Here is an 18923-nt window from a genome sequence, read left to right on the forward strand (position 1 = left end):
ACCGTTGCGCTACTTCGGTGTTCAGTATCTTTATTCATTTGGAATATTCTGATACTATTCTCTTAGCTTTCTAAAATCCAATAAAGAAGCATATTTATTTTTCAAGGAGGTATTTTTATGAAAAAAAATAGTATACTGCCGGTTCTGTTGGTTCTGGTAACGGCCTTGGTTGTTACCGGCTGCGGCGGCAAAAAACCGGCTGCTGCGGCCGGTGGGACCCAAATGACCATCGTGGTCGGGTCCGAACCGAACACCATCGATCCTGCGCTGAATTCAGCGGTAGACGGGGCTATCTATCTGGTGCAGAGCTTTGAAGGGCTCTACAAGTATGAAGATAACGGGAAGGGCAACGCCGCCCTGGTCCCCGGCCAGGCCGAAAGCGCGCCGGAGAAAACGGTAAACCCCGACGGGTCCGTTACTTACCTGTTTAAGCTGCGGAACAACCTGAAGTGGTCCGATGGTCAGGCCTTTACCGCCAAGGACTTTGTCTACGGCTGGCAGCGCCTGGTGGACCCCGATACCGCTGCGGACTATAACTACATGATTGATATGGTTAAAAACGCCAACGAGATAATGGAAGGGGAGCTTGATAAAAGCCAGCTGGGCATCCGGGCAATCGACGACCGGACCCTGGAAATTATCCTGACCTATGACTGCCCCTATTTCTTTGAAATCGCCGCCTTCCCCGCGGCCTTCCCGGTCCGGGCCGATGTTATTGCAAAAGCGGCGGATCAGTGGACCTTCAGTCCCGCTACCTACATTGGAAACGGTCCCTACCGCCTGAAGGAATGGGTCCACAACAGTTATCTTCTCTACGAAAAAAACCCCAACTATTACGAACCGGTCATCGGCCCGGACACCCTCCGCTTTGCCCTGATGGACGATGATAACGCCATACTGTCAGGTTTCCGCAGCGGGGACATTGACTTTGCGGAGAATCCGCCGGTGGACGAAATCCCCACCCTGCTTTCTTCGGGCGATTTATCCGTGGCGGATTATCTGGGTACCTATTTTGTTACCTTTAACAACCAGAAGGCGCCCTTTAACGATGCCCGGGTTAGGAGGGCCTTCTCCCTGGCCATCGACCGGAACTATCTGGTCGACCAGATCAGCCGTACCGGAGAAAAACCCGCCGCCGGCTTCGTTCCCTCGGGCATTTCCGACGCCGCCGGTCCCGGAAGCGATTTCCGCGAAGTTGGCAAGGACTATTACAGCATAAATTCTGCGGATTACAACAGTAATAGTGCGGAGGCGAAACGGCTCCTGGCGGAAGCGGGGTATCCCGAAGGCAGGGGGTTCCCGGTGGTGGAATACCTTTACAACACCAGCGACCAGCACCGCGCCATTGGCGAAGCCATGCAGAATATGTGGCGTACCGTTCTGGGGGTCAACGTAACCTTAAGCAATCAGGATTGGGCGGTCTTCATTGATAACCGCAAGCTCGGTAACTATATCTTTGCCCGGCACGGCTGGATCGCGGATTACAACGACCCCATCTCCTTCCTGGACTTATTTGTCACCGGGGGCGGCAACAACGATCCCCAGTATTCAAACTCCCGGTACGACGCGCTTGTAGCCGCCGCCAAGGCTACATCGGTTCCCGAGGAACGGTTTCGCTTTATGCACCAGGCGGAGGACATCTTCATGAAGGAAGACGCCGCGGTTGCGCCGATCTATTTCTACACCCAGCCCTACCTGTCAAAGCCCGGTATCAAGGGTCTGTATTACACCCCCCTGGGATTCTTCTTCTATAAAAACGTGACGGGTCTATAAGCTTCTGAATCTTTTTGGGAAATATGAGGTAAGTCCTTGTAATACAAAGACTTACCTCATTCTTTTAAAATAAGCTATACATTAAGGCTCTTTACCCATGCGGCCAAATCATCCTTAGAGGGCTTGCCGTTGAGCAATTTGCCTTCTTTCCAGAGAGCGGCGCCGGAAACGGAAGTTTGCAGCTTTTCTTTCGTCTTGCCCAATCCGCTGCTGCCGGATGTTGCAAAGGGCACAATCGTCTTTCCTGAAAAATCATAGCTTTCCAAAAACGTGTTAATGATGGTTGGGGCCACATACCACCAAATTGGGAAGCCCACAAATACAACATCATATGCCGCAATATTGGCATTTTTATCCGCAAGCGCCGGGCGGGATGATGGGCCTTTCATTTCTATCGAACTGCGGGACTGACTGTCCTTCCAGTCCAAATCGGCCTTGGTATAGGGTACTTCCGGCTTGATTTCATACAGGTCGGCGCCCGCCGCCTCCGCCAGTTTCTTGGCAAGTTCGGATGTAACCCCGCTTGCTGAAAAATACGCGACTAATTTTTTGCCCATACTTCACACTCCTTATTATTGCGGACTTGCCCGGCTACTTTGAGGACTTATACTTCCCGCTGGCGATTCCGTCATCCACATACCGGAGCCGCCGGGAAAGATCCCGGGCCAGGTTCATCAGCATAAGGGAAAAGGCTTTGATATCCAGCTTGTAAATGCTCCGCAGGGCCCGGTTGGAGATGGACATAACCCGGGTGGGAGTCAGGGCTTTGATGGTGGCCGCCGAGGGCATCACGTCAAGGACTTCCATCTCCCCAAAGGCGTCCCCCTCTTTAAATTCAAAGAGGACGATGCCGGTCTTCTCCGCCGCTACCCGGCCTTCCAGGATAAAGCGGATCTTATCATTGGGCTCACCCTCAACGATGATAGCATCTCCGGGCGCATAGTCTTCCTGTTCCATTAGAGGCATGATCTGGTCGATCTGGTCCTCTAAAAGACCGCCGAACAGTGAATATTTCTGCAAGGATGAAGGACTCACCATAGACTACCCCCTTTACACATTGAATTTGAAAAACATCACATCCCCATCACGGACGATATATTCCTTCCCTTCGATGCGGTACTTCCCGGCTTCTTTGATCTTCGCCTCAGTACCGTACTTAACAATATCTTCATACGAATATACTTCTGCTTTGATAAATCCCTTTTCAAAATCGGTGTGAATAACCCCCGCAGCCTTGGGGGCAGTATCCCCGATATGCACGGTCCAGGCCCGGCACTCATCCGTCCCGGCGGTAAAAAAGGTCTGGAGCCCCAAGAGCCGGTACGCCGCATGAACCAGGGCGCCCAGGCCGGATTCCGTGAGCCCCAGCTCTTCCAGAAAGGCGAGTTTGTCAGCCGGGTCATCGATGTCCGCCAGTTCCGCTTCGAACTTCCCGCAGATGATCACCGCCTCGGAATTTTCAGCGGCGGCCCGGGCCTTTACCCTATCGATGTAGTTGTTGCCGCCCTTACCCGCCGAAATAGCCTTCATCGTTTCCTCGTCCACGTTACAGACGTAGAGCTGGGGTTTGGCGGAAATAAAGTGACAGTCGTAGACCGCAGCCCGCTCATCGTCGCTCAGGTCCGCCTGCCGGGCGGGTTTTCCCGCTTCCAGCAGGGGGCCGATTTTGTCCAGGGCGGACAGAACCGTCTCGGCGCTTTTCTGTTCCCCCTTCGCCTGCACCTTGAGGGACCGTTCCGCCCGCTCCCGGCGTTTGGCAAGGGTCTCAAGATCCGCCAGGGCCAGTTCGACGTTTATGGTTTCCATATCGGAATCGGGGTCTACCTTATTGGACACATGGATGATATCGGGGTCGTCAAAACAGCGGACCACCTGGGCTATCACCCCCACCTCCCGGATATGGGACAGAAACTGGTTCCCCAGCCCCTCACCCTTGGAGGCGCCCTTCACCAGACCGGCAATATCCACAAACTCCACCGCCGCCGGGATGATCCGTTCAGGCTTAAACAGGGCGGAAAGCTCGGAAAGCCGGGGATCCGGTACGTCGACGATCCCCACGTTGGGATTAATGGTGCAGAAGGGATAATTCGCCGCTTCCGCCGGCGCCGAGCTCAGGGCTGAAAAGATAGTAGACTTTCCCACATTGGGAAGCCCCACGATGCCGCAGTTAAGTGCCATACTTCCTATTGTACGGGACCCTTAGCCTAGGGTCAACACTTAAATACTTTTGTCCCGATTGTTCCTTTATTGCATTTTGTTGATTTTTACTTCAACCAGTGATAATATATAAACAATGATAAGAACATCGAAGGCTTTTACAATTGAAATTGACGATACGAACGCGGCGGTTGGCGATATACTTTCTCAGCTTGATTTGGATCACCTGAGTAAGCATTCTGTCGGCATTATTACCTGTTTCCCCGATTTTATCAGTTCCGGGGTAATCGCCGCTTTGGCGGAGAAGCTGCCCTTCCCCTTGGCAGGAACCACCACCCTGGCGGGTTCGACCAACGGCGCCATGGGCGAAATGCTTCTCATCCTTACGGTACTCACCAGCGATGATGTGGAATTCAGCGTCGGCCTGACCGGGCCTATTAGCGGCGAGGATGAAAAGCCCCTGCGCCAGGCCTGGGAAAAGGCTGTGGCCGGACGGGCGGAAAAACCTGCCTTAATGCTGAGTTTTGCCCCCCTGCTGCTCAATGTGTCGGGGGACTTTTTTGTGGAGGCATGGTCCGCCATTACGGACAATGTGCCTAACTTCGGTACCTTAGCGGTGGATAACAACCCCGATTACCATGAAGCCCAGACCATTTACGGCGGTCTGGCGTACCGGGATCGGTATGTGTTTATCCTCTGTTACGGAAAGCTTGATCCCCACTTTTTTGTCGGCGGCATTTCCGAGTCGAAGGCCTTTCGGGATAAGGGTGTGGTCACCGCATCAAAGGGCAACCTTTTAAGCGGCGTCAACGGCGTTTCCGTGGCGGCCTATTTGAAGGGCCTGGGGCTTGAAACCGACGAGAAGGGCGATATAACCGGGATCAATTCCTTTCCTTTTATTCTGAATTATAACGATGGGACCCGGCCTATTATCCGGGTAATGTTCGCCATTGCTCCCGACGGTTCGGCGGTCTGCGGCGGCTATGTCCCCGAGGGAGCTACGCTGATGGTGGGCGCCATTACTGCCGAGGAAGTACTTACCACCACCGAGGCGGTGCTGAAAGAGGCCCTTGCTTCCGGAAAGGAACGATCCTGGCTGATGTTCAGCTGTGTAGGCCGTTTCTTTGCCCAGGGCTTCAATACCACTGCGGAGATGGAGAAGGTAGAATCCGTACTCGGCGCCACATCCTTCCACCTTGCCTATTCCGGGACGGAACTCTGCCCGGTTTACGGAAAGAACGGAGCCTTAACCAACCGCAGCCATAACGATACCATGGTGATCTGTGTCCTCTGAACTGGAACAGGCTCAGCTGCAAATACGGAAACTTGAGAGGGAGCTCAAGCAGGCCAATACTATTATTGAGCGCAATAAAATAGTAGCCGCAGCCAAGGATAATTTAAGTAAGATAATTTCGGACAGTAAATCGGAGCTGGAAAAATACATGAACCTGCTCCTGGAGAATTGTCCTGATATTATTATTCTCTTTGATCGGGACGGAAAAATTGTTTACTGTACCGATATTTTTCTCAAGGCCATCCGTGTTCCCGCCTTCGCCATGATCCAGGGAATGCACTATGAGGATCTGCTGAAGGAATATACCCCCAAAGCCTTTGTCGATCAGGCCAATGATATTTATGACCGGCATACCCGCAGCGACAACCTCGACAACAGGCCGGTGCACCTCCACGAAACCATAGACTTTGGCAAGGACGGAAACTTTCGGGATTACAGCGTACAGATCAGCCCCATGCGAGACGAGGCCGGCGCCAATATCGGCGCCCTGGTGCTCTTCTACGATACTACCGACCTCCTTGCGGCCAAGCGGGAAGCGGAAAAGGCCAATAAGGCAAAGTCCGATTTTCTCGCTACCGTATCCCACGAGATACGTACCCCCATGAACGCAATCATCGGCATTTCCAATATGCTTAAATCTACGAAGTTGGATGATGTGCAGATGGGCTACCTTAAAAACATCCAGAATTCATCCAATGTCCTGCTCACGCTGATCAACGATATCCTTGACTTCTCAAAAATCGAAGCGGGGAAGCTGGAACTGCTGTCGGACTATTTCAGGCTCGAATCCCTGTTGGGCCGTTTGAAGGTCATGTTTGAACTCCTTTTCCCCGAAAAGGATCTGAGCTTTAACTGTGCCTTCTCCGGCGATCTTCCGGAGGTGCTCTACGGCGATGAAAAACGCATAGGTCAAATAGTGACCAATATCCTCAACAACGCCCTTAAATATACCCGGGAAGGGGGAGTAACGTTCAGGGTTGAATGTGATGGGGAAGCGATTGACACCGTCCAAAGGATACGTTTTGTTGTGGAGGATACGGGTATCGGTATTAAGGAAGATTCCATACCCCGGCTCTTTACCGCCTTTGAACAACTGGATGTGGTGCGGAACAAACAAGTCCAAGGAACGGGGCTGGGGCTGGCGATCACGAAACGGCTCTGTGAAATGATGCAGGGCGAGATCGATGTAAAAAGTGTATACGGTAAGGGCTCTGTTTTTTCCATTACCCTGCCCCTCAAGACAGGCCGTCCATCGGACCTGACGGAGCTTGAAGTAAGGGTTATCAAATTTACTGCCCCCGGTGCGCGGGTACTTTTGGTTGACGATATTGAAATCAATCTTGAAGTTGCCGGTTTTATCCTCGAATCATTTGAGATTCATTCCGATACGGCAAAAAGCGGCAGGGAAGCGCTGGAAAAGGTCAAGGCCAATGTGTACGATCTTATCCTGATGGACCACATGATGCCCGAAATGGACGGCCTGGAGGCAACAAGGGAAATCAGAGCCCTGGGGGGCTGCTACGCGGGTATTCCAATTATAGCCCTCACCGCCAACGCCGTTTCCGGAGCAAAGGAAATGTTCCTGGCCAACGGCTTCAACGGTTTCCTCTCCAAGCCCATGGACGCCTATATGGTCGCCGAAGTCCTCCTCACCTGGCTGCCCGAAAGACTTATCAAAAAAATCTCCTAAAAACAGCACAGAAAATACCCTGAATGGGCATACGCGCCTAAGGCGTGGTAGTTCTGCGATCAGGCCCGGTGAAGCCATGCGCCCTAACGGCTCGGAAGTGCGCCGTCGAATAGTTCAACGTGGGGTGGCGCAGGAAAAAAACATGAGGGGACCCTCTGGGGAGGCTCATGTTTTTTTTCCTGCGACAGGCCCCCAGAACCATTGCGCACTTCCGCTAACCCCATAAAAGGCGCATGGCTTCACCGGGGAGCGTTTCTGAGATCCTCCATAAAGGGAATGGGGGTCGTGTCCACATCATCAATATGGATGCCATCGTACTTCTTCGTTTCAAGCACAATTACCTTGCTCAAAAGCAGTACCGCAACGATGTTTGGAAGTATCATCAGGGCATTCAGGGCGTCCGCAATATCCCAGACAAGACCCAGGGGAATGGCGGCGCCGACTAGTACAATGATGGTGTAGAGGACACGGTAGGGAATAACGATCTTTGACCCAAAGAGGTATTCGGCGCCCTTTTCACCATAGTAGGACCATCCCAGGATGGTGGAGAAGGCGAAGGTGAGCAGACCGAAGGTGAGAATGAGGGTACCCAGGATCGGTATCTGGCCGAAGGCCGCATTGGTCAGGGCGCCGCCGTTACTGTAGTCAATGGCGGGGTTCGCGATTGCGGAACTTACCACCACGAGACCGGTCATAAGGCACACCACCACGGTATCCCAGAAGGTACCGGTCATGGAGACCAGGGCCTGCCTGACGGGATTCATGGTCTTGGCCGCAGCGGCGACTATGGGCGCGGAACCCATACCGGATTCGTTGGAGAACAAGCCCCGGGCAATACCAAACCGGGCTGCTGCCATCACGCCGTAACCCAGCAATCCGCCGGTCACCGCCTTGGGGGCGAAAGCGTAGGTACAGATTTCTACAACCGCGGCGCCGAGATAGGCGCGGTGTATAACCAGGATGATGATACAGCCGATGGTGTAGATGATAGACATAACCGGGACCAGCCTTTCGCACACCTTGGTAATAGTCTTGATACCGCCGATGATCACCAGGCCGGTAAAGGCCATCATTACCACCCCGGAGATCCACTTGGCGATACCGAAGTTCCGGTACACCAGATCCGCCACCGCATTGGACTGAACCCCATCGCCTATGCCGAAGGCTGCCAGGGCTGCAAAGACCGCAAACAGAATCCCCAGCCACCGCTGTTTAAGCCCACGCTCCAGGGCGAACATGGCCCCGCCGAGCATGGTACCCTGCTTGGTCTTTACCCGGTACTTAACCGCTATCAGGGACTCGCTGTACTTGGTGGCGATGCCGAACACGCCGGTCAGCCACATCCACAGTACTGCCCCGGGTCCGCCCAGGGCAACCGCCGTACCAACCCCGATAATATTACCGGTTCCGATGGTAGAGGCCAGGGCGGTGGTCAGGGCGCCGAACTGGGACACATCCCCTTGGCCGCCCTTGTCCTTGGTTACCGAAAGCTTGATACCCAAACCAAGTTTCCTCTGAATGAATCCGGTTCTGACGGTCAGGTACAGGTGGGTACCGAAAAGCAGTACCAGGAGCCAGGGCCCCCAAAGCCACCCGTCAATCGTGGATACGATTTTCCCAAACGCTTCCATAAAAACTCCTCAAAACGATTTCTAGGCCGCAATTAAAAGGCCATGGTTCAGTGTAGCATTGGCCGGCGTATTTGTCTAAACATTTGTAATTTCGCCGTGGTGACACCGTGGTGACTTCACCGTTTCCCGTTTCCTCCGCTTCAGCCATTGCCAGAGCAGGGGTACTTTGGTAAAATGGGCAAATAGTGTGTACAAATTGAGGAGGTGGTGATGGCATTTGCGTTGAGTTCCTACCCTGTGATATATCGGGCAAAGTATCAGGGACCCGGGTCCCCTGGCGAGACATGGAAGGAAGAGTATCTGGAGAAACCCCATAAAACCCCGGCGGAAGAGGCTGCCCTGGGCGCCGATGCGGCAAATGCCCTGGCGGATTCCCGGAATTTCTATACCAATATGCCTCTGGTAGGCTATACCACCCAATACGGCCTGTCCTGTTTTGAGGGACTTAAGGCGCTGCCCCAAAAAGACGGCGGCCTGGCGATTTTCCGGCCCGACCGGAACGCGGCCCGGTTCAACAAGTCCATGATCGGGCTCTATATGCCCGGCTTTCCCGAGGACGCCTTTGTACGGTCCTGCGTGGAGACGGTTAAGCGGAATGTCCAGCTGGGTTTCAAACTGCAGTATAAGGCGGAGTGGGAAAAGGATTCCTTCATGACCGCCGATTCGATCTATATCCGCCCCTTTACCTATGCCGAAGGGGGCATCGGGGTGAATATCTCCCACGAGCCCTGGGTCGTGATTGTCACCACCCCGGTAAGCTCCTATTTTTCCGCCGGCAAATCCGAAGCGGTGGTTACCGAACGGATCCGGGCTACCCCCAAGGGTACGGGCTGGATCAAGGCGTCCTCCAACTACGTTATCTCCGCCCTGGCGAAACACGAAGCCGCGGACGCAGGCTTTATGGAATGCGTGTTCCTGGACGCAACCCACCGGAAATATGTGGAGGAAGGCTCCTCCTGCAATATCTTCTTCCATCTGAAGTCCGGTGAACTGGTAACCCCCGAACTGGGGGACACCATCCTGCCGGGGATTACCCGTTCCAGTATCATTGAGCTGGCCAAAGACCGGGGCGTGAAGGTTTCGGAACGTCAAATCGCCATCGACGAAGTCTTTGCGGAAGCCAAGGAATGTTTCGTCAGCGGTACCGCCGCCGGGGCTACCCCCATAGAATCCCTGAGCTACCAGGGTAAGAAAGCGGTTTTCAACGGCGGCAAGGTAGGAGAACTAACCGCGGAAATCAGGGATACCCTAAAAGGCATCCAATACGGCCTCCTTCCGGACACCAAGGGGTGGCTGGTGCGGGTTATATGAGACATAACCCGTTCAATATACTTCCACTAATCCGGTGACAAAGTTATCGCGGCGCATCTTTCTATTTACTCTTTTACTGGTCACGGGGGTTTATCTTCAGGCTCAGGAGATCACCGCAGTTTCCGTAACAGGGCTCGTCCGTACCAAGCCCTATGTGGCGGAATACCCCTTAAAAAAGTTTATCGGCCGGGACGGGATGGGTCTTGATTTTAACGAAGTCCATGCGGCAATGGTCAATACGGGGATTCTCGAACCCCTTTCTATCGGGGTAGAAGAAAACCCGGACGGGGAGGGGATGACCCTTACGGTGCATGTCCGGGAAAAATGGGCCTTTTTCCCCTTCCCGGTGTTTTTTATGGATTCCGATGGGGGTATGAGCGGCGGGGGCGCCTTTATGGACGCCAACGCCTTCGGCTTAAACGACAAGTTTATTGTGGCGGGGATCTTCGGTACCTCCGGTATAATTACTTCACTTATCTACCAGATTACCCCGGAGCGGAATTTCCCGGGCTTGAATTTCATGGGCATGTACGGCAGGCAGAACCAGCAGGATACGGATCAGCACAAGAAGGATCTCCGGAGATACAATCAGGATACTATCATCGGCCGTCTTGGGCTGGACTATTCGGTAACGGAGCTTCTTAAGACTTCGGTCTCATTTTCCCTGCACCGGCGGAGTATCCGGGAGAGCGAAGATGCCCTCAGGTCCCCGGAAGAGGGCGTCCTCGCCGGGGGCATCAACCCGGCCCTGGAAATAGGCCGCAGCCACTGGGACGGGTACCTGCTTTCACAGCAAAATGCAAAACTGGATTATACGTTTCTTATGGTGATGGACGATCCTGCCCTGCATACCATTTCCCTGCGGGGGAATTATGAACGTTCCCTGGTTCCCGGTTTTAAGGCAGTTGTCCGCGGCGGCATCCATTATGCCCCCGCATCTCCGCCCATCCTTGAATCTTCTGCCTCCTCCGTGGGTATCAATATACTCCCCAACACTTTTTCTGCGCAGCATTATGCCGGCGCCGTATTGGGATTGGAGAAGTACCTCTTTAAATTTTCCCAGGGAACCCTGGCGCTCCTCGCCACGTATCAGGCAGTCTATTCCTACGGACCTATTCTTGAACACCAATTCGATCACGGCGTCACCGGCGCTATGAATTTCTACCTAAGCAAAATAGCTATTCCCGCCCTGGGACTCGGCCTTTCCTATAATGTGGCGGCGGATGAATTAACAAGTACCTTCAGCATAGGAATGAGTTTTTAAATATAGGAGATTACTATGAAAAAAAGATTTTTTCTGGGGATAGTTTTTCTGCTGTTGTTTTCTTTTGTACTTTCCGCCGAGGATGCCGCGCTTATACCCGCCAAAACATTCAGCCTTTCCCTGACCCCCGCCTTTGAATATGCGGATCTTGTTTATAATTACGAGGGGGGTACATCGTACTGGGTTAATGAGACCGGCCTCCTGCGGATATTCAACACCGCCCTTGCCCTGGAGTACGGCATTCTTGACTGGATCTCCGTTGAAGCCAGGTGGAAACCGGGCTTGACCCTCGCATCGGATGTGGAATTTGAAACATTTTATGCTATTGAAAGCGATGGTACAAAAATACCTTCCAATGCCAGTCTCAATGCCAACGATCTATCGGATATTTTTCTGGAAGCAAAAATTCAGATCATTGGCGAAAAGGCGCCGGTACAATTCTCTCGATTGCGCTTTACCCTGGGCCCGGAAATTAAAATTCCCCTGTCGGGTACGGACTTTGAGAAACAGTTTAATAAGGCCGGAACAGCGGATACCCTTACGGTTCTTAACGGGGACAACCATGTCTTTGGCATTGGGTCCCAGTTTTATACCGATTACAGTATTACCAGTCACTTCGCGGTCAACCTGAGCGGTGAATTTTTATATTATCTCGGTAAAAAGAATTTGAAGGACAGCAGTTTTTTGGAGTACATGGCAGTACAGATTGAAAAGGAAACGGTTCCCATAACGATTATTACCAATGGCGGAGATGAGATCACGCAAGAAACCGAATCCGCTAAGGTAGAACATGCTGATGCGGAGCTTGGGTACGGCTACGATTTACGGGTTGAACTGGAACCGGCCTTTACTACCCCCTTGGGCGGAGATATGGTTCTTAGCGCAGGACTTCCGGTACAGCTCAAATTCAATTCAGGGAAAACCTATTCATTTTCCGGTGTTGAAGAGATTGTTTACGATAATATCCTTGTTACAAACAAAGATAATTTCGAGAAGAAGCTGGATGAAAATTATCCCGGTTTAAAGGCCACCGCACCAAATTTCTTGGTTACCGTAAGGCCGAATGTTTCTGTTTTCTTTATAAATTGGAAACTGCCGACAGAATTTGCGTTTAGTTATGCTATACCGGTTTGGGGACTGAACCAGATGGCCCGCTACTCCGCAAGTTTGCAGGCCAAGATCTACCTTGGCGCCGGTCTTTTCCGTTAAGCCCTGGGGACCGTTGCATCCTTCCAGGAAGGCTTGACCCCAAGAAATCCCAGGATGGTGAGGAGGGTAAAATACAGGGGGGTAAAAACCGTGTGGAGTATCCATGCGGGCCCCGCCTTGGGGACTGCGGCGCCAAAAATATTCAATGTCGCCAGGGTATTCATGGTCATGGCGAGCAGTACCGCTGCGGGAAGGGGCCATAGGGAAGGGATGAACGGAACCAGGGGGATAGCTATCATCCCCATAGAAATAGTAATCATCAGAAAACCGAAATTCAGCCTGGTGGAAATCTCGGGACTAAAGAGCCCCCCGTTATTCCACCGGAGGGTCTGGTTGAGCAAATCCCCCCAGGAGGTTTCCCCCCGGGTCATCACAAAGACATCGGCGCCGCAGGCGGAGCGTACCTGGTACTTTGATTTCGCCCGGATCTGGGAAATCAAGGCCGCATCCTCCGTGGGGGAAGGGGGAATCCGCTCATAGCCCCCGATACAATCCAGGGTTTCCCGCCGGAGTATAAGGTTATTCCCAAACCCGCCCCCGGCCGCTCCGATTCCCGTGGAAGCCGCCAGGTACATATAGCGTATGGCATGGTCAAAACACTGGTACACCGGGAAAAAACCCTTCCCCCGGGGCAGCTTAAAAACCGGCCCGATAACCGCCCCGATCCGTTCATCGGCCATGCGGGCTGTCATGGCGCGTATCCAGGAAGGGGGAACCTCGCAGTCCGCATCGGTAAAGAGGAACAGCTCTCCCCGGGCAATATCGATACCCCGGCTCAGGGCATATTGTTTGTGGTTCGGCCCGGGATTTTCTGTCAGGGCGATGATCCTGACATTCCCCCAGGTCCCGGCGAAACGCTGAAGCAAGGCGGGACTTTCGTCGGTGGACCGATCATCCACAAAAATATACTCCGTCCCGGGACAATCCTGGAGGGCCAGGGTCCGGAGCAGCCCCTCCATACGCAGCGCCTCGTTACGGATGGGGATAACCACCGAAACCAGGGGCTTAGGCGCCTCAGCCTCCGCTACCTGCAACGAAGTTCCCCGGGCGGCCCGTTTATCCCGGCGCCACTCCAAAAATAGCCCCGTCATGAGGACACCGTGGAGCCCCACAAAGACGAAGGCAAACCCAAAACGGAAAATATTGTACAAAACCAAGGCCGATACCATATTGCCTAAGTATACAATATTTGCTATGCTTTTCACCAGACTTTAGTCTGCCCTATGGGGAATTAGCTCAGTTGGTAGAGCGATTGGTTCGCAATCAATAGGTCACCGGTTCGAATCCGGTATTCTCCAATACGTATCTGGTGTATTGTAAGATAAAAAATAATCTACCGACACTATATATAGTGTCGGTAGATTATTTCAAATACCTTCTTCCAGCAAAATCTCCCGCCCTGTACGTAACACTTCTTTGACAAAAGGATTATCGTTTTCTAGCTCAGAAGTTGGAAAGGCGTTCGGCTCAAGAAGTAATACATCATCGTATTTTGCCTTTATACGAAACAGCTCATACAATACATCCCAATCCCGTTTAGATTCAAAATCTTTTGAGAAAAAACAGAGGTCAACATCACTGTCATCCCTGGGGGTCCCTTTTGCATACGAGCCGTAAAGATACACCCGGTCGATGGGCATTTTCTTTTTTACGTCGTTGATATATTGTCGGACGATTCGGTTGACGGTTTCAATGTCAGCAACCATGCGAATACCTCCTTTGCTTTTTTAAGGGTAGTTTCGGCATCCTGTTTGCTAACTGCGGCACTTAATTTTGCTTTGAACTTAGGATATCGGGTGTTGAGATAGAAAGAAGTTAACCATGAAAAAAAATCTATGACAGTTTCATCCACCGGGACGGTCAATTTGTTCTTGAACTTTGAAAATATGGAGTTGATATCATGAATTGGGGGCACATTATCGCCGATGTAAAGCGTATATAAGCCTTTAACCAGTTTTTCAATCGACTGTTGGCACATAAATATTACATACAACCACCGCCCGGTTGAACACATGGCATCTGCGGATTCAAAATCATATTGAGCTATGTCTAACCAATAATCATATTTATCTTCGTTAGTCATTTGCCGCTACCTTCCGTTCAATATAATGGAAAAACGGCATGGTAGCAAGCGGAAAACTTGAACTCCACAGGCTCTCACAAACGCCCCTCTTACACGATATATCGTGCGCCGTAGTAAATACAACCCAAATACCATATACTGTTATGTATGGAAGAAAACGGCGTTTTTAACCGTCTGGTCATGGCGCTTCCCATGGATGACCGGAAAAGCCTTCTGGAAAAGCTCAACGCCCAGTCCGGGGATTCGGATCAGTTCCTGTATGATGACCGCGGCATTCCGGATTCCGGGGCTGATATCATGGATATCAAAAACAGGTATGACGCCCTGCCCTGGTATACCCGCCTTTTTTTCTGGATCATCGGCCTGTTTGCGGGGAAAACGCCCCTGCAGATTTTTCAGGGCCAGCAGGTGGCCCAAATTGGACGGCTTATTGAGGAACAATCTCCGGGGATCTACGACTATGAGCACGACCAGCTCCTTCCGGCTTTTTACAAGGCGGTTACGGACCTCAAGGACAGCGCCCGTTTTTTCTACGATGCCCTGGATATGAGCGTGAACCGGGACAAGGGGGCCTTCTATGTCTTCCTCGCCTCCCTGGAGATGGAGGATATCCACCGCCTCCTGCTGGAAGGGACGGACCCTGTAAAGGTAGCGGAAAAGCATGTCGGCGCTTCCGATCTGGTTCTGCGGCAGCTGGGTACACAGGCCATGGAGGAGGGTATTGCCGCCATAGGGGATGACCGCCGGGCGGTGATGTACTACAATGCCCGGACCTTACACTGCCTGAAGGAACTTTCATCCTTTCTGTTTGACCGGCTCCTGGTCTCCTTTGCCAGCCGGAGCGGCGAGTGGCCGGGAAAGGTCTGCTCCGCCCATCTGGTGAATAATTACCTCCGGAACCTAAACAACATCCTCTATTCCTTAAAGGAAACTCCTCCCATGACCCTTCTGGAGTCCCTTTTTATATTCATCCTCCAGGACAAGTCGGAAACGCCGGGGTTTGACATGGAGGCCGAGATGACCCTGCTCCTCGGCCAGGCGCAGAAGGCCCTGGGCGTGATCCGCAATTTCAATAAAACGGTGCCCCTGAACCGGATACTCCGCTGTGCGGAAAGGGATATGACTATCCTCCCCAAGGCTATAAGCGGCGGCGAGGACTGGTTCAGTATGTACAAGGAATACTGGAAACGTACGGTGGATGAGCAGTTTAACGATTATAACCGCAACCACCGCCGCCGGGAACTGCTCGAGGACTTCCAGGATTTTTTTAAGGGCGCGGAGCTGCAGACCCTTGCCGGGGCGGAATCGGACTTTTCAAGCTCCCTGGATCACAACTCCGTTGGGATTCCCTTTAGGGGGGCCTTCTGTCTTTCCTTTCTGCGGACCTTTCATTCCGTACTGCTTGTCCCGGAGTTGAATCTGGTCCTCCGGCCCATCCTGATTGACGGGGAATTTTTTAAAAAGGAAAACCTCACCGAATTTACCGATGCCTATAACGATCTCTTTAAGGTTGATGAAATTATCAGACACTTTGAGGGGGATATCTCCATCAAGGGGGATCTGGGAAAGCGGTATATCGCCGCGAAGATGGATATGTCTTCCCTGTTGGTGAAACGGCACAAGGTCCAGCTTGTGGAGGATGAGGCTTCGGACGAGGCGAAGAAGATCATCGACCGGGTCGGGGATGCCATGGATCTTATGGGGAAGGTTCTGGAAGGCATACTGACCAAGGCCCCGGATGGGAAATTCGACACCCTTACCAATTTAGCGGACATGTCCGGAAACACCGATACCTTTGCCCAGAGCGTTACGAATACTATTAAAACGCTCAGCCAGGCGCGGAAACTCATGCATAAAATAAGTATCATGGAGGCCGGGCGCTAGCTCGATATATGCCGATGACCCTCCATCCCTTTACACTTTCCTTTGATAGCCCCTCATATGCGCGGGAAGCTCCGCTGCAAGTAGCACAGATGCCCCTGATGATGGACGGCAGCCCGGTAAGGGAAATTCGCTGCGTCATTTCTTCCCGCGCCGCCGGAAATATGGTATATTCTGATGATAACGATACCCGGGCCCGCTTCTTCCGTTCCCTGGGATTGGCGCCGGAGCAGGTACGGAGCTGTACCCAGGTCCATTCCCGTACCGTCCTGGCGGCGGATGACCGCTTTTCCGGCCGGCCCGAAGCGGACGGTATGGTAAGCCGGGACCGGACCATCGCCCTGGCGGTAACCGTGGCGGACTGCCTGCCGGTGTTCCTGTACGATACCCTTACCGGCGCCTGGGCCCTGCTCCATTCGGGCTGGAAGGGTACGGGGATATGCCTCAATGCCCTGTCCCTCATGGCCGAGCGCTGGGGAACCCGGCCGGAAGCAGTAGCCGCCCTGCTGGGGCCCTGTATTCACCCCTGCTGCTATCAGGTGGACGAGGAGCGGGCCGCGGTCTTTGAGGCGGAGTTTGGCGGGCCTTCCGGGGTGTATCCCCTGGGACCGGTGGTTAAGCGGGACCGGGGGAAGCCCGCCCTGGACCTCCAGGCCGCCAACGCCCGCTTGCTGGCTCAGGCGGGGGTACGGAACATCGCCTACGGTGAGGACTGTACGTTTACGGATCAACGGCTGGGCTCATTCCGGCGGGAAGGTCCTGCCTATACCCGGATGCTTGCCGTGATGGGATATTTTTAACCGGACCTATGGGTCAGAAGGAACGAGTATGGATGCCATAAGAGACGCATGGAGAGTCCGGATTGCCCGGGCTCTGGAAAAAGTACTTGCCGATGCGGGCCAGGAAGGGCACATCGACGCCGCCCAGGTGATCGCCGAGATACCCCCGAAGCCGGAATTAGGCGACCTGGGCTTCCCCATGTTCGGCTTCGCTAAAACACTGCGGAAGGGTCCGCCCCAAATTGCCCAGCTGGTCGCCGCCGCCCTGGCCGCCGACAGCATTGCTGAGGATTTGGGCAAAGGATCCTTCGCCGCCGAGGGCCCCTACGTCAACGTGCGACTGGACCGGCCGTCGGTAACCGCTTCCGTTCTGGCCCAGACGGCGGACGAAAGCGTTCCGGTAGGCCGTCCGGGCAATTTTGCCGGGTCCCGTATCACGGTGGAGTTTTCCAGCCCCAACACCAATAAACCCCTCCACCTGGGTCACCTGCGGAACGATATTCTGGGGGAAAGCATCTCCCGGATCCTGGCAGCCTGCGGGGCTGAAGTACGGAAGGTGTGCATCATCAACGACCGGGGCATCCACATCTGTAAATCCATGCTTGCCTACAAAGAATACGGCGAAGGTAAAACCCCAGCTTCCGAGCATATCAAGAGTGATCACTTTGTGGGTCACTGGTACGTCAAATACCACCAGATGTCCCAGACCGACAGCGGCGCCGAGGCGCGGGCCCAGGATATGCTCCGCAAATGGGAAGCCGGTGATACGGAGACCGTGAAACTCTGGCAGACCATGAAGGACTGGACCGTGGACGGCATGAAGGAAACCTATGAACGCACCGGGATTTCCTTTGATCAGTATTACTACGAAAGCAACACCTACCTTTTGGGGAAGGACGAAGTTCTCAAAGGTCTGGAGCAGGGTATATTCTACCGGGAGCCGGACGGCGCAGTAGCGGTGGATCTGACCGCGGAGAAGCTGGACAAAAAAATTCTCCTCCGCAAGGACGGGACCTCTATCTACATCACCCAGGATTTCGGTACCGCCATCTTCCGGCACAACGACTGGCCCTTCGACCGCATGGTCTATGTGGTAGGCTCCGAGCAGCAGTATCACTTCCAGGTCCTCTTTGCTATCCTGAAAAAACTGGGCTACCAATGGGCCGATAATCTCTATCACCTTTCCTACGGCATGGTGAACCTCCCGGAGGGGAAGATGAAGAGCCGTGAAGGAACCGTGGTGGACGCCGACGACCTCATCGACAGCCTGCGGGATCTGGCCCTGGAAGAAATCCGCAGCAAGGACCGTGAAGAAGCGGTGGGCGATTCCGCAGAGGTGGCGGAGAAGATAGCCCTGGGAGCCCTCCACTACTACCTTTTACAGGTAACCCCCGCCAAGGACATGCTCTTTGACCCCAAGGAGTCCCTGTCCTTCAACGGCAACACCGGCCCGTATCTCCAATACATGGGCGCCCGGATCTCGTCCATACTCCGCAAAGCCGACAGTAATACTAACGGCGCGGCCGAGGGCCTTCTCAAGCCGGAACTCCTCAGCAATGACGCCGAATGGGAGCTTATCAAAACCATCTCCGCGTATCCCCAGGCCGTGGCGGACGCCGCAACCCGGATGGACCCATCGGTACTGGCGGCGTATCTCTACGATCTATCCAAGGGCTTCAGCCGTTTCTACCACGACTGCCCCATCCTCAGCGCCGCCGACCCCGCCTTAGCCGCCGGCCGCCTGGCCCTGTCCAAGGCCGTCCTGCGGGTACTGCGGGATGCGCTGAACCTTATTGGGATACCCTTCCTGGAAACCATGTAACCCTGAAAAGAATATGCCCATGTAACTAT

16 protein-coding genes and 1 tRNA gene are annotated in these 18923 nt (G+C 53.5%); 10 read left to right on the forward strand and 7 right to left on the reverse strand.

Annotation, left to right across the window (positions count from 1 at the left end; translation table 11 throughout):
- Positions 1-117 precede the first annotated feature (117 nt).
- Entirely contained in the window at positions 118-1773 is a 1656-nt protein-coding gene (locus TPRIMZ1_RS0107175; RefSeq protein WP_010256994.1) for a peptide ABC transporter substrate-binding protein, read from the forward strand.
- Positions 1774-1847: 74 nt separating this feature from the next.
- Here the strand turns inward: TPRIMZ1_RS0107175 and TPRIMZ1_RS0107180 are convergent, their stop codons facing one another.
- Genes TPRIMZ1_RS0107180 through ychF form a run of 3 tightly spaced genes read right to left on the reverse strand, consistent with a single transcriptional unit; the run spans position 1848 to position 3951 of the window.
- Complete coding sequence (locus TPRIMZ1_RS0107180; protein ID WP_010256996.1) at positions 1848-2330, reverse strand: flavodoxin; 483 nt, start codon at positions 2328-2330, stop codon at positions 1848-1850.
- Positions 2331-2364: 34 nt separating this feature from the next.
- On the reverse strand, positions 2365-2811 hold the full coding sequence (locus TPRIMZ1_RS0107185) for a cyclic nucleotide-binding domain-containing protein (protein WP_010256999.1): 447 nt from the start codon (positions 2809-2811) through the stop codon (positions 2365-2367).
- Between the two features lie 12 nt (positions 2812-2823).
- Complete coding sequence (gene ychF, locus TPRIMZ1_RS0107190; protein ID WP_010257001.1) at positions 2824-3951, reverse strand: redox-regulated ATPase YchF; 1128 nt, start codon at positions 3949-3951, stop codon at positions 2824-2826.
- A gap of 115 nt (positions 3952-4066) precedes the next feature.
- Between ychF and TPRIMZ1_RS0107195 the strand changes: the two genes are divergently transcribed.
- Positions 4067-5224, forward strand: coding sequence for an FIST N-terminal domain-containing protein (locus tag TPRIMZ1_RS0107195; protein ID WP_010257003.1), 1158 nt, complete (start codon positions 4067-4069; stop codon positions 5222-5224).
- Positions 5214-6914 carry a PAS domain-containing sensor histidine kinase gene (locus TPRIMZ1_RS0107200; RefSeq protein WP_010257006.1) on the forward strand — a complete coding sequence of 567 codons (1701 nt, stop codon included), beginning with the start codon at positions 5214-5216 and terminating at the stop codon, positions 6912-6914. The genes TPRIMZ1_RS0107195 and TPRIMZ1_RS0107200 overlap by 11 nt, the downstream gene beginning before the upstream one ends.
- Before the next feature lie 239 nt (positions 6915-7153).
- On the opposite strand, the gene TPRIMZ1_RS0107205 is transcribed toward TPRIMZ1_RS0107200, so the two are convergent.
- A complete protein-coding gene (locus TPRIMZ1_RS0107205; RefSeq protein ID WP_010257010.1) occupies positions 7154-8545 on the reverse strand; it encodes an alanine/glycine:cation symporter family protein in 1392 nt (463 codons plus the stop codon).
- A 210-nt stretch (positions 8546-8755) separates the two neighbouring features.
- Here TPRIMZ1_RS0107205 and ilvE point away from each other — a divergent pair, with 210 nt between their 5' ends.
- From ilvE to TPRIMZ1_RS0107220, 3 genes are read left to right on the forward strand one after another with little or no spacing between them, the layout of a single operon-like run.
- Positions 8756-9856 (forward strand): branched-chain-amino-acid transaminase, encoded by a 1101-nt coding sequence (gene ilvE, locus TPRIMZ1_RS0107210; RefSeq protein WP_010257014.1) that lies wholly within the window; start codon positions 8756-8758, stop codon positions 9854-9856.
- Positions 9857-9890: 34 nt separating this feature from the next.
- Positions 9891-11120 (forward strand): hypothetical protein, encoded by a 1230-nt coding sequence (locus TPRIMZ1_RS0107215; protein WP_010257018.1) that lies wholly within the window; start codon positions 9891-9893, stop codon positions 11118-11120.
- Between the two features lie 15 nt (positions 11121-11135).
- On the forward strand, positions 11136-12329 hold the full coding sequence (locus TPRIMZ1_RS0107220) for a hypothetical protein (RefSeq protein WP_010257022.1): 1194 nt from the start codon (positions 11136-11138) through the stop codon (positions 12327-12329).
- Here the strand turns inward: TPRIMZ1_RS0107220 and TPRIMZ1_RS0107225 are convergent.
- Entirely contained in the window at positions 12326-13534 is a 1209-nt protein-coding gene (locus TPRIMZ1_RS0107225; RefSeq protein WP_010257026.1) for a glycosyltransferase, read from the reverse strand. The two genes, TPRIMZ1_RS0107220 and TPRIMZ1_RS0107225, sit on opposite strands and share 4 nt — an antisense overlap.
- Positions 13535-13554: 20 nt before the next feature.
- Between TPRIMZ1_RS0107225 and TPRIMZ1_RS0107230 the strand changes: the two genes are divergently transcribed.
- Positions 13555-13627: transfer RNA gene (locus tag TPRIMZ1_RS0107230), tRNA-Ala, on the forward strand.
- Positions 13628-13696: 69 nt separating this feature from the next.
- On the opposite strand, the gene TPRIMZ1_RS0107235 is transcribed toward TPRIMZ1_RS0107230, so the two are convergent.
- The gene (locus TPRIMZ1_RS0107235) at positions 13697-14035 is read right to left on the reverse strand and encodes a nucleotidyltransferase domain-containing protein (RefSeq protein ID WP_081503635.1); all 339 of its coding nucleotides are present in this window, start codon (positions 14033-14035) and stop codon (positions 13697-13699) included.
- Complete coding sequence (locus tag TPRIMZ1_RS21130; RefSeq protein ID WP_010257032.1) at positions 13978-14412, reverse strand: HEPN domain-containing protein; 435 nt, start codon at positions 14410-14412, stop codon at positions 13978-13980. The genes TPRIMZ1_RS0107235 and TPRIMZ1_RS21130 overlap by 58 nt, the downstream gene beginning before the upstream one ends.
- 147 nt (positions 14413-14559) lie before the next feature.
- Between TPRIMZ1_RS21130 and TPRIMZ1_RS0107245 the strand changes: the two genes are divergently transcribed.
- From TPRIMZ1_RS0107245 to argS, 3 genes are read left to right on the forward strand one after another with little or no spacing between them, the layout of a single operon-like run.
- Positions 14560-16296: a DUF5312 family protein gene (locus TPRIMZ1_RS0107245; protein WP_010257034.1), complete on the forward strand. Its 1737-nt coding sequence runs from the start codon at positions 14560-14562 to the stop codon at positions 16294-16296.
- 8 nt (positions 16297-16304) lie between these two features.
- Positions 16305-17093: a polyphenol oxidase family protein gene (locus TPRIMZ1_RS0107250; protein WP_010257038.1), complete on the forward strand. Its 789-nt coding sequence runs from the start codon at positions 16305-16307 to the stop codon at positions 17091-17093.
- A gap of 28 nt (positions 17094-17121) precedes the next feature.
- Entirely contained in the window at positions 17122-18894 is a 1773-nt protein-coding gene (argS, locus tag TPRIMZ1_RS0107255; RefSeq protein WP_010257040.1) for an arginine--tRNA ligase, read from the forward strand.
- Positions 18895-18923: the final 29 nt, after the last annotated feature.

The sequence above is a fragment of the Treponema primitia ZAS-1 genome, assembly GCF_000297095.1.
Classification (GTDB): Bacteria; Spirochaetota; Spirochaetia; order Treponematales; family Breznakiellaceae; genus Termitinema; species Termitinema primitia_A.

Coding starts and splice junctions, on each gene's coding strand:
- TPRIMZ1_RS0107175 (WP_010256994.1), top strand. CDS start 118: ATGAAAAAAAATAGTATACTGCCGGTTCTGTTGGTTCTGGTAACGGCC.
- TPRIMZ1_RS0107180 (WP_010256996.1), bottom strand. CDS start 2,330: ATGGGCAAAAAATTAGTCGCGTATTTTTCAGCAAGCGGGGTTACATCC.
- TPRIMZ1_RS0107185 (WP_010256999.1), bottom strand. CDS start 2,811: ATGGTGAGTCCTTCATCCTTGCAGAAATATTCACTGTTCGGCGGTCTT.
- ychF (WP_010257001.1), bottom strand. CDS start 3,951: ATGGCACTTAACTGCGGCATCGTGGGGCTTCCCAATGTGGGAAAGTCT.
- TPRIMZ1_RS0107195 (WP_010257003.1), top strand. CDS start 4,067: ATGATAAGAACATCGAAGGCTTTTACAATTGAAATTGACGATACGAAC.
- TPRIMZ1_RS0107205 (WP_010257010.1), bottom strand. CDS start 8,545: ATGGAAGCGTTTGGGAAAATCGTATCCACGATTGACGGGTGGCTTTGG.
- ilvE (WP_010257014.1), top strand. CDS start 8,756: ATGGCATTTGCGTTGAGTTCCTACCCTGTGATATATCGGGCAAAGTAT.
- TPRIMZ1_RS0107220 (WP_010257022.1), top strand. CDS start 11,136: ATGAAAAAAAGATTTTTTCTGGGGATAGTTTTTCTGCTGTTGTTTTCT.
- TPRIMZ1_RS0107235 (WP_081503635.1), bottom strand. CDS start 14,035: ATGGTTGCTGACATTGAAACCGTCAACCGAATCGTCCGACAATATATC.
- TPRIMZ1_RS21130 (WP_010257032.1), bottom strand. CDS start 14,412: ATGACTAACGAAGATAAATATGATTATTGGTTAGACATAGCTCAATAT.
- TPRIMZ1_RS0107245 (WP_010257034.1), top strand. CDS start 14,560: ATGGAAGAAAACGGCGTTTTTAACCGTCTGGTCATGGCGCTTCCCATG.
- TPRIMZ1_RS0107250 (WP_010257038.1), top strand. CDS start 16,305: ATGCCGATGACCCTCCATCCCTTTACACTTTCCTTTGATAGCCCCTCA.
- argS (WP_010257040.1), top strand. CDS start 17,122: ATGGATGCCATAAGAGACGCATGGAGAGTCCGGATTGCCCGGGCTCTG.